Genomic DNA, 14,872 nt, shown 5'->3' on the forward strand with positions numbered 1-14,872 from the left:
TTTAGCCTCTTTTTCGCCCTCGATGGTAAATTTTCGCAAATCTCTTATTGAGGCCATGGTCCGGCGGGGGCACACAGTATACGCTGTCGCGCCAGCAATATCCAGAGAGACGTGGACTTCACTAGTTGAAATGGGCGCTCAGCCGCGTGAGGTCACTATGTCACGCAGTTCATTCAACCCGTTTAATGATGTGATGACGTTCTTTCGCCTCAGAGCTATCTTTACTGATGTAAAGCCTGACGTCGTATTGCCGTATACGGTCAAGCCGGTCGTGTGGGGAGTGTTGGCTGCGCGTGCCTCTAGCGTGACGCGCGTGGTGCCAATGATTACTGGATTGGGCTATGCTTTTACAGGCGGCCGCAAGCCGAAGCGTTTGGTAGCGAAGGTGGTCTCGACAATTTTATACCGTGTGGCCCTGGCACGAGCAGATTTGGTGCTGTTCCAGAATCCGGATGACATGGCGCTTTTCCGCAAGCTGCGGCTTCTGCCCAAACGCGTACCGTCAGCGATCATCAATGGGTCTGGCATAGACACCTTGAGATTTGAGATGTCACCGGTTCCTGAAAGGCTGGCTTTCCTGATGATCTCGCGGCTGCTTGGCGACAAAGGCGTCCGCGAGTTTGGTGCCGCGGCCCGCATCGTGAAGGCGCGCCATCCCGAGGCTATCATTCGCCTCGTTGGCTATATGGATCAGTCTCCCGACTCCATCACGCAGGCCGAACTCGATGCAATCGTCGCGTCGGGGGTCGAATTTGTCGGCCGCCTGGAAGATGTGCGGCCGGCCATCGCGCAGGCGAGCGTCTACGTGCTGCCTTCCTATCGTGAAGGCACGCCGCGCTCGACCCTGGAGGCGATGGCCATGGGGCGTGCCGTCATCACCACCGACGCGCCCGGGTGTCGCGAAACCGTCATTGAAGGCGTCAATGGCTATCTCGTGCCGCCCCGCGACGCCGTTGCGCTGGCGGCGGCGATGGAGAAGTTCATTGCCGAGCCCGGGCTTGCCGCGCGCATGGGGGCGCAATCGCGGCGGATAGCCGAGGAGAAATACGATGTCAGGCTGGTGAATGCGGAGATCATGCGCCATGCCGGGCTTTTGCCTTGAACTGGAACGGCATGCTGAAAAGAATAGGGGATATCGTGGTGGCCCTGGTGGCGCTGGTGGTGCTTTCGCCGGTGCTTCTGCTTGTCGCGGTGCTGGTGCGCGTCAAACTCGGCAAGCCGATCCTCTTTCGCCAGCAGAGGCCAGGTCTGCAAGGTCGCCCCTTCATGATGCTGAAATTCCGCACCATGCTGAATGCGGTGGATGAACATGGAGTCCCCTTGCCGGATGCTCAGCGCCTGACGCGCTTCGGGCGCCTGTTGCGTTCGACCAGTCTCGATGAACTGCCGGAATTGTGGAACGTGCTGAGGGGCGACATGAGCCTTGTCGGTCCGCGCCCGTTGCTGATGCAGTATCTGCCGCTTTATTCACCCGAGCAGGCGCGCCGGCACGCCGTGCGGCCCGGCATTACCGGCTGGGCGCAGGTCAACGGCCGCAATGCGCTGAGCTGGGAGGAGAAGTTTGCGCTGGATGTCTGGTATGTCGATCATCGGAATTTCTGGCTCGACGTGAAGATCATGTGGCTTACGCTTCGGCAGGTTTTTCTCCGCAAAGGCATCAGTGCCGAGGGCCAGGCGACCATGGCTCCCTTTCGGGGGTCGCAGTGACCTCATCCGCGCCAAAGATCGGCCTTTTCCTGCTTGGCGCAGGGGGGCACGGCAGGGTCGTGGCTGATATTGCCGAAGCGACCAACTGGACCGACACCGCCTTCCTGGACGATCGGTGGCCCGCTTTCAGCCAGAACCTCGCCTGGCCGATCCTGGGTACGTTTCGCGATCTTGCGGCACGCGCCAGGGCAGGGGGAGCGGTGCTCGTGACCATTGGCGGCAATCATACGCGCCTCAATCTTCACCGCGAGCTGCGGGAGAACTATTTCATTCCGACTTTGATTCATCCCTCGGCGGTGGTAAGCCCGCACGCCACCATCGGCGCGGGATGTGTGGTCATGGCCAATGCCGTCATAAATGCGGGAGCCCGGATCGGCGATGCCGTCATCGTCAATACGGCGGCCACGATCGACCATGATTGCCGGCTCGCCGATGGAGTCCATATCTCGCCCGGTGCGCATCTCGCCGGCGGGGTCGATGTCGGCGAAGCAAGCTGGGTCGGCATCGGTTCGGCGGTGCGCGAAGGGGTCGTGATCGGAGCCGACGTGGTCGTCGGTGCCGGAGCTGCTGTCATTGCGGACATCCAGGACGGCCGGATGGCCGCGGGTGTGCCTGCTACTGTTCGAAAGGCAAAGTCATCGTGCTGAACACGTCCTTCTCGCCCTGGCCGTCCTTCTCGCCGGAAGAGGGCGACCTCGTCCGCAACGTGCTTTTGTCCAACCGCGTCAACTACTGGACGGGCGATGAAGGCAGGTCGTTCGAGCGCGAATTCGCCGAATGGGTGGGAACGAGCCACGCCATCGCGCTCGCCAACGGCACGGTCGCCATGGATGTCGCCTGGATCGCGCTCGGCATCAAGCCGGGCGACGAGATCGTCGTCACGCCGCGCACCTTCCTCGCCTCGGCCTCGTCCATCGTCAACGCCGGCGCCATCCCCGTGTTCGCCGATGTCGATCCCGACAGCCAGAACATCACCGCCGAGACGGTCGCCCGCGTGCTGACGCCGAGGACGAAAGCCATTCTAGCTGTGCACCTTGCAGGCTGGCCTTGCGAGATGGACGGCCTGCGCGATCTGGCCACGGCGCGCGGCCTGTATCTGGTGGAGGATTGCGCGCAGGCGCATGGCGCGCGCTATCGCGGCAAGGCGGTCGGTGGCCTGGGTGACATCGCCGCCTGGTCCTTCTGCCAGGACAAGATCATGACTACGGCCGGCGAAGGCGGCATGGTCACGACAGACAACAAGGACTGGTGGTCCCGTATGTGGTCCTACAAGGATCACGGCAAGGCATGGGAGGCGGTCTATGAGCGCCAGCACCCGCCGGGCTTCCGCTGGCTACATGAAAGCTTCGGCACCAACTGGCGGCTGCCCGAAATCCAGTCCGCCGTCGGCCGGTTTCAGTTGCGCCGGATGGATGACTGGCATCGAACCAGGACGCACAATGCCCAGGCCATCCTCGAGGCGGCTGGAAATTCAGCCGTTCTCCGCGTTCCCGACATGCCCGACCATATCGAGCACGCTTGGTACAAATGCTATCTGTTCGTCCGGCCGGAAGCCTTGAAGGCCGATTGGACGCGCGACAGGATGATCTCGGAAATCGTCGCTCGCGGGGTTCCCTGCTATTCCGGCTCCTGCTCGGAAGTCTATCTTGAAAAGGCATTCGACGGCACCGGCTGGCGGCCTGCCGAGCGCTTGCCGGTGGCGCGAGAACTGGGCGACACCAGCCTGATGTTCCTCGTCCATCCGACTCTGACGGACGCAGAGATCGAAATGACACAAAGCGTCATCCGGGATGTATCTCGCCTGGCGCAGAGATAGCCACGATGGCTTTCGATCTTCACCGCCTGCTCGACCTGCCGCACGACTTGGCGCACCGGCTGACGCGCGTCCAGAAGCGCTTCATCCTCGTGCCGGCGGACGCCATCCTGGTCGCTGCTTCGCTATGGGCGTCCGTCGCCATAAGGCTGGGAATGCTGTGGCCGGCAGAGGTCTGGCAGAACGGCTGGTGGCTGCTGGTGGTGATGCCACTCATCGCTGGCGTGGTGTTCTATTCGATCGGCCTCTACCGCTTCGTTCTGCGCACTATGGGGCGTCACGACGTCATTCGCATCGCGCGCGCGGGGGCGACCTTGGCGTTGGCGCTCGCAGCCATTGGCTATTTCAATGACAGCATGTTTCTGCCGCGCTCGACGCCGATCATTTTCGGCCTCGTGCTTATCGCCTCGATGATCACCTTGAGAGGGTCGCTCAGGAGTTATTATCATTGGCTGCAGGAACGCGGTTCCGAGAGGCGGCCCGTGCTGATCTACGGCGCGGGAGAAAGCGGGATCCAGCTGGTCGCGGCGCTGGATGCCGCCAAGCAGTTCACGCCCGTCGCCTTTATCGATGATGCGCCCGACCTTGTAGGTAGCCTGGTTTCAGGACGCCGTGTCCATCGCAGCGAGGATATCGACGCCTTGCTGGCGAGGTACGGCGTGGAAGACGTCCTGCTTGCCCTGCCGTCGATCTCGAGGCGCCGGCGCAAGGAGATCATCTACTTCCTCTCGCAACGCCCCGTGCGCGTCCAGACGATCCCCTCCATGGTCGAGCTCGTTTCCGGTGTCGAGACGATCGACAAGCTGCGCAGTGTCGGGGTCGAGGAACTGCTCGGCCGTGACGCCGTCGACCCCGACGTCGACCTGTTTACCTCGGTGCGCGGCAAGGCTGTCTTGGTCACAGGCGCCGGCGGGTCGATCGGTTCCGAACTGTGCCGGCAGATCATCATGGCCAAGCCGAAATGCATCGTCCTGTTCGAGATCTCCGAATTTTCGCTTTATTCAATCGAGCAGGAACTGGCCAACATGGCCGATCCGCACGATATCGCGGTCTATCCCGTCCTCGGTTCGGTCTGCGACGAGCGCCGGCTCGAGGAAACGGTAAGGCTGCACCGCATCGAGACGATTTTCCACTCGGCCGCCTACAAGCACGTGCCCCTGGTGGAGGCCAACCCATTCGAGGGGATACGAAACAACACATTCGGCTCGGAATGCGTCGCCAAGGTCGCTTTGCGCTGTGGAATCGAGCGGGCTATCCTGATTTCAACGGACAAGGCCGTTCGCCCGACCAATGTCATGGGTGCCTCGAAAAGGCTCGCCGAATTGGTGTTCCAGCGCGCCCAGCTGGAGTCGTCCCGGACGATCTTCAGCATGGTGCGGTTCGGCAATGTCATGGGGTCTTCGGGTTCGGTCATCCCGCTGTTTCAAAAACAGATCGCAGCCGGCGGACCTGTCACCGTGACCCATCCGGAAGTCACCCGCTATTTCATGACCATCCCCGAAGCGGCCCAACTCGTGATTCAGGCGGGCAGCATGGGGCAGGGGGGCGACGTGTTCCTCCTCGACATGGGCGCGCCTGTGCCCATCCTGGACCTCGCCAAGCGCATGATCCGGCTTTCCGGGCTCGACGTGAAAAGCCAGGACAATCCGCATGGTGACATCGAGATTGTCTTCAGCGGACTGAGGCCCGGTGAAAAGCTGTTCGAGGAGCTCCTCGTGGACGGACATTCGTCCCCCACGGCCCATCCCAAGATCATGCGGTCGCTGGACACGGCCCGCCAGGAGACTGAGATCGATGCCGCTCTCGCGGCATTGAAGTCTGCTGTCGAGGCCTCCGACCTGCCGCTGGCCTATGAAACCCTCCAAAACCTGGTGGAAGGGTATGTGAGGAACTCGCCTGACAGTCATGCCAATGTCATGTCCTGACCGCATCGCTCCAACTGCCCGGAGGCGGTCTTGAAGCCCAGAAATCTGCTCCTGCTCGGCCTCGTCGCTTTGGCGTTCGCCGTGGCGTTTCTGTTCGTCATCACATCGCAGCGCGGCAAGCCGCCGGTGGCCAAGCCGCCCGTCGCAGCGGCACCGATCGCGGGAACACTCACCTTCAAGACAATCGACGATCTGCGCGTGAATGGCCGTAAGATACTGCTCTGCGGGGCGGCCTTTACCAAGCCCGCTTCAATGCTCAGCATGGTGACCGCGTCCGCTCGTGCCGACTATAACGGGCTCGCGGTAACGTGTAAGCCGGTGGGAAGCGGGACGCCGTGTGACGGCAATGTCGCAGCCAGCTTTGCCGGGACCATGGTTGTCCAGTGCTTCACGGCGGATGGCGCGGATCTCGCCGCGCGATTGACGCAGGCTGGCCTGCTGTGCGGTCGCCCGTCGCAGGCAGGCACCACGTATAAGCCTTGTTGAAGTTGATCAGCGCTGCAGAATCTGCCGGATCGGGTGCGGCGTCACTGAAGCGTCGCTCAATCGTGGTAGAGACGTCCACGACATATTCGGAACATCTAAACCAGTGTGTCCAATTGCACACGCCGCTCATGAAACTTCTTCGCAGACGCGAAACAGCTTGGAAATTGCACCAAACCCTGATAGTGGATAGCCTCTCTAAAGGTCGGTCTGGGCGGGCGGACAAAGGATCTACAGAAGATGAAGTCAACTCTAAAAGTCGCTTTGGTGGGCTTGGTCGCCTCTGTCGCGTTCGGCCCGGCGTCAGCTTTGGCTCAAGATGCGTGCAGCTGCTCAACGGCCTATATTGGCTCGGGCACTATTGGGTCGATCACGCATGTCAATGGCGATGCCATGGTGTCGCAAGCCGCCGGCTATGAATCCGCGAAGGCGGGTAATGTGCTTGATTTCGGCAGCCGCGTCGTGGCTGGCCCCAAAGGGTCCGCTTCGGTGCAGGTCGGCGGCTGCAATATAAGCGTTCCCGCGAATTCTACGCTGGATATTTCTCGGGTTGGCAACAAGATTTGTCTCAAGGTCCTGGGATCCGAGCAAACCGCGGCCCTTCCCGAGAATCGCTTGGCGCCTCGGTTCGGATTTCCTGAGCTGTTTTTCGCCGGAGCGCTTCTGACCACCGGCGTCGCTGCGGCGACACAGAACGACGACAATCCGGTCAGCCAGTAATTCTTCGGAATTGCGCAGGTGCTGCGCGTATTGCCGGGAGCTTGTCCGTCCCCGAACTGTGAATGCGTCATCCGCCCCACGGCGAGTGGCGCGTTTATATTTTGTCTCTGCGACGTGGATCGATTACGCCCGCGCTGCAAGAAGCGTTGATGATAGACCTACATTCCCATATCTTGCCCGGCCTGGATGACGGTTCGGCCGACTTGGCAGAGTCGCTGGAAATGGCAAGGCTGGCTGTTGCCGACGGGACAACCCACATGGCTTGTACCCCGCATATAGTGCCGGGTATGTATCTAAATGAGACGGAAAATATTACCCGGTCCGTTCGCTCACTGGAGCGAGCCTTGCAGCGTGCCAATATACCGCTTGCGCTGTTCGTTGGCGCGGACGTGCACATTGCGCCTGATCTTCCCGAATTATTGGCGCTTGGAAAGGTGCCTACTCTGAACAGGTCGCGCTATTTTCTCTTCGAACCGCCTCATCATGTGCTACCGCCAAGGTTGGAAGAATTGGCCGTCCGCCTAATGAGTGCCGGGTTCGTGCCAATTCTGACACATCCAGAGCGCATGACTTGGGCCAGAACGAATTACGACGTTATCGAGCGGTTAAACACAGCTGGTTGTATGATCCAAGTTACGGCCGATTCGATTATCGGTGCTTTCGGCCGTACGGCACTTTATTATTCCGAGAAGCTGATTGATGAAGGCAGGGTAGACATCATCGCGTCGGACACTCATGGGGCGGTGCGCCGACGCCCTGGACTATCGCAAGCGGTCGCCGCCGCCGTGAAACGTTGCGGAGAGGATGAGGTTTACAATATGGTGGTAAAGCGTCCTGGCGACATATTGGCCAATCGGCCGCTCGAGCCTGTTGGAAAAACGGCTGTGCCAAAGACAAGTGCGCGTCAAAGCGCCCGTTTCAGTAGTCTCGGTCGGTGGCTGAAAGGTGGTTCGGCATGAAGCTCGATCTGGGAAATTGCTGCGGTGCTCCTGTGACCGCGATGTTACTTTGCATGGCGATCTCGGGATGCAACAGCACGTCATCGACAGGGACATCGCCAACTGTTGACGCGCTGCAGCTGACGTCCTCGTCCACGTCGGCATCGCTCCCTGCCGGCGGCACCCTGAAGGTGGTAAAGGACCTTCCGGCTCCGCCCAATACCCAGGGCGGCAGCGAGCAGCCTTTGTCGCCCAATGACGTCTTGGAGGTCAACGTATTTCAGGTCGACAATCTCAATAGGGTTGTCCAGGTTGACGCAAGCGGACAAGTGTCCCTTCCTCTGATCGGGACGATTGTCGCCGCAGGCAAGACCGTTCGGCAGCTCGAAAAGGAGGTCGAACAAGCTTACGGGGCAAAATACCTGCAGTCCCCAGACGTCACCATTTTCGTCAAGGAGTCGATCGGCCAACGCATTACGGTCGATGGTGAGGTTAACAAGGCCGGAATTTATCCGGTCGCCAGCAATTCATCTCTGATCGACGCTGTGGCGCTTGCCGGCGGCTTCAATACGATCGGTGACGCTGGAAAGGTCTTCGTCTACCGGAATATTGGTCAGGACACGTTGGTGGCAAACTACAATGTCGAAGCGATCCGCGCAGGAAAAATGCGCAATCCCCGCATCTATGGCGGCGACAAGGTGGTTGTATTCGCCTCGAAATCCAAGATCGCGATGAACAACCTTAAGGATGCCCTCGGGCTTGCCTCGAGCGCTGCTCGTATCGCTGTTATCCCTTAAGAATAACGAGTGAATAGAGTAAACTCGGGAAAAGTTATCGCATGCTTGATCGCAACCGGCATCACCAGATAGAAGGCCCGCGGAATGGAAGCGCCGTTTCTTCGGACCTTTATTATGACGGTGGCCAGAACTACAGCCCGTACGGCCGGGACGAACTCGACCAGGATCAAGGGTTCAATCCGCTCAAGCTGCTTTTCTATGTAGTTCAATATCGATGGCTCATTGTCATGATGGTTGCTGCCGGGCTTGTGGCCGGGGTTGTCGTTACGATGATGCAGACACCCAAGTATCAGGCGACCACGCAGCTCGAGGTCCTGGTCCCCTCCGCAAAGGTCTTTCAGGACATTGAGGTGGTCTCCGAGAATAGTGACGTGCGGGCGTTTCTTACGGCTCGTGAAAAGTTGAAAAGCCGAGCGCTGGCTCAGCGCGTCGTGTTCCAGTTAGGCCTCAGTGAGAAACCGGATTTTCTGTTTCCGAAACCCGATTTTTCGATAGGCAACATCTTCTACCGGGCATTCAGAATATCCAGAACGCCAACGGTCGAAGACAAAACTCCCGAGCAGCGCGAAGCCATTGCAATCAGTCGCGTCCTAAATGACCTGACGGTCAATCTGGTCACGAACACCAGCCTGCTCTCCATAACGTTTGTAGACCAGAAGCCAAAATATGCCAGCGACGTCGCCAATCAGGTCGCCCAGAGTTTTATTGATCAGCGCCTCGACCAGACTAGTGAAACCAGCGACCTTGCAAGACAATTTATTCAAGAGCAGGTCTTACAGGTCAAACAGAAGCTGCAGAAGTCCGAGGAGGAGCTGGTAGCCTATGCAAAAGACTCGGGTATCACGATCACTGGAGACGACAAGTCGCTCATCGGGTCGAACATCGAGGCTTTAAATACGGCCCTTGCAACGGCGATCCAGGATCGGCTCGACGCGGGACGTGCGGTCGATCAGATAGATAAGGGCCGAGGCGCCAGTCTCGGCCCGGTCCTCGAAAGCAAGGGCCTGCAGGACCTCAGCGCAAAACTGGCGGATCTTACCGGCCAATACCAGCAAAAGTTGGGAATATTGAAGCCGGGCTTCCCGGAGATGCAGCAGCTCCAGTCACAAATCAAGGAGCTGCAGCGGGTATACAATAACGGCGTACTTGCCATTACCGACTCGCTTAGGCTGAAGTACCAGGAGGCGCAAAATAAAGAGGCGGATTTGAAGGCAAAGCTTGCTGAGATGGAAAAGCAGCAGGCCATCTTCAACGACAAGAACATCAAATATACGATCCTTAAGCGCGAGGTCGACTCCAACCGATCGCAATATGATAGTCTGATTGCCAAATTGAATGAGGTGGGTGTTAGCTCTGAACTAAAGACGCAGACAGCTGCCATTGTCGATTTCGCGACGCAGCCGACGGCTGCTTATTCGCCGCGATTGAGTATAAATCTTGCAATTGCGTTGTCCCTGTTTATCGCCCTTGCGGCAGCGATTGTTTATGTAATTGAGCTGCTAAATAATACCTTTACAAATCCTGAGCAGGTCGAAAAAGAGCTTGGGTTGGCGATACTGGGCATTCTGCCTCACGTAGATGATCGAGAGCTGACTGCAAGTATCGCTGACCAGAAATCCGGCTTGTCTGAGTCGTATCGATCACTAAGGACCTCCCTTCAGTTTTCCGGGGCCGAAGGAGCTCCTCGAACGTTGCTCATCACGAGTTCCGAGCCTGCGGAAGGCAAGTCGACCACATCGTTCAAGCTTGGCCAGGACTTTGCGGCGCTGGGAGCGAGGGTCCTTATCGTGGACGGCGACCTTCGCAAGCCTAATCTTCATCGCTTGTTTGGCCTCGACAACACCATCGGCCTTAGCAACCTGCTCACGAACACCGTGAGGCGGGAGGATCTCGCTACCATCTTCAGGCCGACGAAATATCCCAACGTTACGGTACTGACATCAGGAACAATTCCGCCAAATCCGGCGGACCTCCTCTCTTCACCGAAAATGGCTTTAATCCTGACAAATCTCAGCAAACGTTTCGATCTCGTCGTGATCGATGCGCCGCCGATTGTAGGTCTGTCTGATGCTCCTATCCTTAGCCGATTGGCCGAAGGCACATTGATGGTGATCTCGACCAATCAGGTGACACGCAAGGCGGCCAAGACGGCCTTGAAGCGTCTTCGTGCCGCGGGTGCTAATGTGGTTGGAGCGGCAATGTCGAAGTTTGCGGTGAACAAGTTCGACTACAATTACGCTTATAAATATATGAACTATCAGTACTATAGTTATGGAACGAACACCCCAAGGCTTGAGGGCAAGATCGATGATGGGGCAGGCCAGCCCGAGGTTGCAAGGAGTTCAGCGCTTAAGCGTTTGGTTCGTCGCATCCGTTTTGGTGTTGGTGGCTTCGTCCATCGGGCTAAGTCGGCTTCTTGAAACGGAGACGCCGGCCGCTTCGCTGGTGCTTGATCCGCTGAATGCCGATGCTCTGATTGCCGAGATCAGCCAAAAGTTGAACGACCCAAACGATCCGCCAGACCTTAATATCCTGGCCGAAAGGGCCACCAACGCCCTCCGCTACGATATTGGAGATGCACGGCTTTATAGCCTCATCGGCGAGATAAAATATCGTCAGGGCGATAAGGCCGGTGCCTACGCGCTGTTCGATCATGCACAAGAGCTGTCGCAGACTGAGTTCCATGCGCTTCAGCGCTCGATTGCTCACTCGGTAGAGCGGGGCGATCTATCGAAGGCAGTGGGTAAGATCAATACGCTCCTTCGTCGGTGGCCAGACCAATTTTCAGCGGTCGCGGGCGGCCTGCCCATAATCCTCTCAAGCCAGGATGGCTATACAGCGGTCTTGACAGCCATCGGAGCGGAGGCGCCTTGGCGAAAAAGTCTTTTCTCGTCGCTGACACAAGATCCGCAAGGTCTGGCTTTTGCAAACCGCCTTCTGCTGGATTTGGAAGAGTCGAGTGCGCCGCCGACAGCAAATGAGTTATCAGCGGTGATCAACGGGTATATAAGCCAAAAGGAATATGACGCAGCCTACCGCTTGTTTCTCTTCAGCCTTTCCGACGAGGAGAGGAAGCTTGGCGGCTATGTCTTCAACAGCACCTTCGAACCTGTCTCCAGCGGCAAGCCCTTTGATTGGCAAGTCCGTGATCAGTCAGGCCTTGAAGTCACCTTCGCGACGGCGCACGATGCGGTCGAGGGCGAAGGAGGGGCTACTGTCCGGTTTTTGAACACACCGGTCAAAAACGCTGCTCTCCAGCAATTTGTCGAACTCCCACCTGGATTTTACAGGATCTCGCTGACGGCGTCTGGACGAAATTTGAAACTTCCCAAGGAACTGTTTTGGGCAATCAGGTGTGTGAACCCGGCTGGGGAAATCGCGCGGTTTAACATTCCCGAAGGCACCTATAATCGTCAGAACCTACGCCAGGAGTTTTCTATTGGCCCGGGAGTGTGCCCAATGCAGCTATTGAGATTGGAAACCGCCGCGATAGCGGAAAGTTGGCGATTTCGATATCTCGGGACGCTTTTGATGCACAAGCTGATGATCGAGAGAATTTCATCTTGAGTGAGCGACAATCCGAATGGGACAAATATGTTCTCGGGTCGGTTCTGTTCATCGCCCTGCTTATTGGTGGAGGCACTGCTAGCGGCCTCTATACGGACACGTTGATCGAGATTGCCGCGATTGTTGCCGCGGCGTCGGTATTTTCGCGTGCATCAATGCACACTATCCCCCGTGCGGCGTTATGGCTTCTGTTTTTCACGGTTGCATTGTTCGTATTCCAGGTCATCCCCATGCCTAGTTCCGTTCTTGACCGTGTGCGGCCGCCGGTCTTGCTGGGCGGTTCGTCGCTGGTCGGCCCAACCCGCTTTGTTAGCGTCGGCGTTGGTCGAACGATCGAATGCATGATTTTTGTCATAGCTGCGGCAGCCTTCTTTCTTGCCTGCCTACGTCTACGCAGCGAACAGCTTGTTGCCCTGCTTCCCTTTTTTTTCACGGGAGTAATCTGCAATGGACTGGCAGGAGCTATCCAATACTCACTATCAGACAATATCGCGATCGAAGGTCTGTTTCCGTTCACGATCAATGCCGGCTTATTTGCCAACAGGAATCATTTCTCGGCGTTGCTTTTTATCTCTATTCCCTTCGTCGTCTACTACGGTTTGTTCCGAGGAAATCTCGTGTCTGGATCGCTTGGGCTTGTCGCCCTGTTGCTGCTTCTTCTGGCAGCGGGTTCGCGTGCCGGCGTCCTCATCGGGTTGGCGATTACCGCCATCTCGATTTTCTTCCTCTCATCCCGCTCTAAAGTAAGTGGATTGGGCATTTTCGCGCTGTTCGCCGCGCTCTCACTGTACACAATCGGTGCCTGGGCGACGATCGAGGCCAAAGAGGTCGATCCAGCCTTTGGACGCGGCGAGTTTGCCCGCACCACGATTGAAGGAATAAAGGAGAATTGGATTACCGGAATTGGGTTTGGAAATTTTCAGAAAGCATATCAGATCTATGAACGGCCCGAAATGATTTTTAGCGCCTTTGTCAATCATGCGCACAATGAGTATTTGGAGATTGCCTTCGAGGGAGGTATTCTCGCAGTAGCGTTGATGGCTATTTATATGATTTTTCTAATATTTATATTTTACAGAATTCGCTTTGATGCCTTTCAGAAGGCGGCCTTCCTGTCCGTATCATTCTTGCTCATCCACTCTTTGGTCGACTATCCATTGCGCACCGCAGCCCTCCTCATGACGTTTGCATATATGAATGCGATCGTTTTTCATCGGGGGTTCACGGAACGCCGCAGCCAAAGACCGGACTTGATTGAGGTTGACCATAACGGAGAGAAACTTTTCGTTCCCATTGGTGCATCCCAGTCACGTCCTCATCCTAGAGCTCACAAACAGATTGGCTAGCTCATCGACGGTACCGAATTGTGCTACGACCGAGCCGGCTGTTTTGTCGGCTAGTTGGTCAAGTTTGGGCTGACATGCCACGGAGCGTGGCTAGCTCAATTTCGCTCCGCTCCGGAAACTCAAGGAGAACTTCTTGAAGGGAATTATCCTTGCTGGGGGCAGTGGGACGCGCCTCTATCCGCTGACGTTGGCGGTCTCCAAACAGATTCTTCCCATATATGACAAGCCCATGATTTATTACCCGCTGAGCGTACTGATGCTCACCGGTATTAGAGAGATCCTGGTCATCTCGACGCCGCGCGATGTGCCGGTTTTTCGGGATTTGCTGGGGGATGGCTCGGAATTCGGGGTAACTCTGTCGTACGCCGAGCAGCCGCAACCCAACGGTCTAGCGGAAGCCTTCATTATTGGCCGCGACTTTATCGGCAGGGACAGCGTGTCGATGATCCTTGGCGACAACATATATTTTGGCGATGGCCTGTCAGCGCTTTGTCGTGCGGCTGCCGCTCGCGAAAGCGGCGCGTCGGTGTTCGCTTATCATGTCGAGGATCCGGAGCGATATGGCGTTGTCTCTTTCGACAAGGCCACAGGAACGGCCCTTACTATCGAGGAAAAGCCGCGCAAGCCCAAATCCAATTGGGCCATAACCGGTCTTTACTTCTATGATAATGATGTCGTTGACATTGCCCGGTCGATCCGGCCCTCGGAGCGAGGCGAACTTGAGATCACTGCGGTCAACAACGCCTATCTGGAGCGCGGCCTGCTGCATGTCCACCGGTTGGGACGCGGCTATGCGTGGCTCGATACCGGCACCCATGACAGCCTGCACGATGCGTCGTCCTTCGTTCGCACCATCGAGCGTCGCCAGGGCATAAAGGTTGCGTGTCCCGAAGAGATCGCTTTCGAGCAGGGTTGGCTGACGGCGGGCGAGGTTCTGAAGCGCGCAGACCGTTTGGGAGAGAATGAATACGCCGCCTATCTGCGCAAGCGCGTCGTCGATTTGTCAGGGGGCTAGATGCTGCAGGTAAGATCGCTCGGCCTCGATGGGGTCCTCGAGATTGTTCCAAGGCGGCATGGCGATGCGCGGGGCTTCTTTATCGAGACCTACAATGCCCGGCGGTTTTCAGATGCCGGCATTGCACTGTGTTTTGTCCAGGACAATCATTCCTACTCCGCTATAGCGGGTGTCTTGCGCGGTCTTCACTACCAGCTTGCTCCGCGCGCGCAGGACAAGCTGCTGCGAGTTATTCGCGGGGCGATTCTGGACGTTGCGGTCGATATTCGCCGCAGTTCGGCAAGTTTCGGCAAATGGGTCGCTCACAAGATTTCCGCCGAGAAGGGCAATCAAATCCTGGTGCCGAAAGGCTTCGCGCACGGTTTCCTAACGCTCGTGCCGGACACGGAGGTGCTCTACAAGGTCACCGATACCTATTCGCCCGAGCATGATCGATCCATCCGTTTCGACGACCCCGCCATAGGCATCGAATGGCCACCGGTAGCGGGCGGATTTCAGCTTTCTGACAAGGATCTGAAGGCCCCGCTTCTAGCCGACGCCGAGGTGTTTGCGTAATGGGTC

Annotated in this window: 14 protein-coding genes; all 14 read left to right on the forward strand. The window is 57.5% G+C overall.

The window, feature by feature from the left end; genetic code table 11:
• Positions 1–22: 22 nt before the first annotated feature.
• The 14 genes from LB513_RS03155 (at position 23) to rfbC (ending at position 14,866) form a co-directional block, all read left to right on the forward strand.
• Positions 23–1,102 (forward strand): glycosyltransferase family 4 protein, encoded by a 1,080-nt coding sequence (locus tag LB513_RS03155; RefSeq protein WP_224662408.1) that lies wholly within the window; start codon positions 23–25, stop codon positions 1,100–1,102.
• Positions 1,103–1,113: 11 nt separating this feature from the next.
• Complete coding sequence (locus tag LB513_RS03160) at positions 1,114–1,707, forward strand: sugar transferase (protein ID WP_224662009.1); 594 nt, start codon at positions 1,114–1,116, stop codon at positions 1,705–1,707.
• A complete protein-coding gene (locus tag LB513_RS03165; protein WP_224662010.1) occupies positions 1,704–2,354 on the forward strand; it encodes an acetyltransferase in 651 nt (216 codons plus the stop codon). The genes LB513_RS03160 and LB513_RS03165 overlap by 4 nt, the downstream gene beginning before the upstream one ends.
• Positions 2,348–3,523: a DegT/DnrJ/EryC1/StrS family aminotransferase gene (locus LB513_RS03170; RefSeq protein WP_224662011.1), complete on the forward strand. Its 1,176-nt coding sequence runs from the start codon at positions 2,348–2,350 to the stop codon at positions 3,521–3,523. The genes LB513_RS03165 and LB513_RS03170 overlap by 7 nt, the downstream gene beginning before the upstream one ends.
• Positions 3,524–3,528: 5 nt before the next feature.
• Positions 3,529–5,445: a polysaccharide biosynthesis protein gene (locus LB513_RS03175; protein ID WP_224662012.1), complete on the forward strand. Its 1,917-nt coding sequence runs from the start codon at positions 3,529–3,531 to the stop codon at positions 5,443–5,445.
• A 30-nt stretch (positions 5,446–5,475) separates the two neighbouring features.
• Positions 5,476–5,931, forward strand: coding sequence for a hypothetical protein (locus LB513_RS03180; RefSeq protein ID WP_224662013.1), 456 nt, complete (start codon positions 5,476–5,478; stop codon positions 5,929–5,931).
• A gap of 237 nt (positions 5,932–6,168) precedes the next feature.
• The gene (locus tag LB513_RS03185; RefSeq protein ID WP_224662014.1) at positions 6,169–6,648 is read left to right on the forward strand and encodes a hypothetical protein; all 480 of its coding nucleotides are present in this window, start codon (positions 6,169–6,171) and stop codon (positions 6,646–6,648) included.
• A 149-nt stretch (positions 6,649–6,797) separates the two neighbouring features.
• The gene (locus LB513_RS03190; protein ID WP_224662015.1) at positions 6,798–7,607 is read left to right on the forward strand and encodes a tyrosine-protein phosphatase; all 810 of its coding nucleotides are present in this window, start codon (positions 6,798–6,800) and stop codon (positions 7,605–7,607) included.
• Entirely contained in the window at positions 7,604–8,383 is a 780-nt protein-coding gene (locus LB513_RS03195) for a polysaccharide biosynthesis/export family protein (RefSeq protein WP_224662016.1), read from the forward strand. Before LB513_RS03190 ends, LB513_RS03195 begins: the two co-directional genes overlap by 4 nt.
• Before the next feature lie 41 nt (positions 8,384–8,424).
• A complete protein-coding gene (locus tag LB513_RS03200; protein WP_224662017.1) occupies positions 8,425–10,803 on the forward strand; it encodes a GumC family protein in 2,379 nt (792 codons plus the stop codon).
• Positions 10,769–11,950: a hypothetical protein gene (locus LB513_RS03205; protein ID WP_224662018.1), complete on the forward strand. Its 1,182-nt coding sequence runs from the start codon at positions 10,769–10,771 to the stop codon at positions 11,948–11,950. Before LB513_RS03200 ends, LB513_RS03205 begins: the two co-directional genes overlap by 35 nt.
• Complete coding sequence (locus tag LB513_RS03210) at positions 11,884–13,296, forward strand: O-antigen ligase family protein (protein WP_224662019.1); 1,413 nt, start codon at positions 11,884–11,886, stop codon at positions 13,294–13,296. Before LB513_RS03205 ends, LB513_RS03210 begins: the two co-directional genes overlap by 67 nt.
• Positions 13,297–13,429: 133 nt before the next feature.
• A complete protein-coding gene (rfbA, locus tag LB513_RS03215; protein WP_224662020.1) occupies positions 13,430–14,311 on the forward strand; it encodes a glucose-1-phosphate thymidylyltransferase RfbA in 882 nt (293 codons plus the stop codon).
• On the forward strand, positions 14,312–14,866 hold the full coding sequence (rfbC, locus tag LB513_RS03220) for a dTDP-4-dehydrorhamnose 3,5-epimerase (protein WP_224662021.1): 555 nt from the start codon (positions 14,312–14,314) through the stop codon (positions 14,864–14,866).
• Positions 14,867–14,872 lie beyond the last annotated feature (6 nt).

The organism is Mesorhizobium sp. ES1-1, assembly GCF_020164785.1.
In the GTDB taxonomy this organism is placed as follows: domain Bacteria; phylum Pseudomonadota; class Alphaproteobacteria; order Rhizobiales; family Rhizobiaceae; genus Mesorhizobium.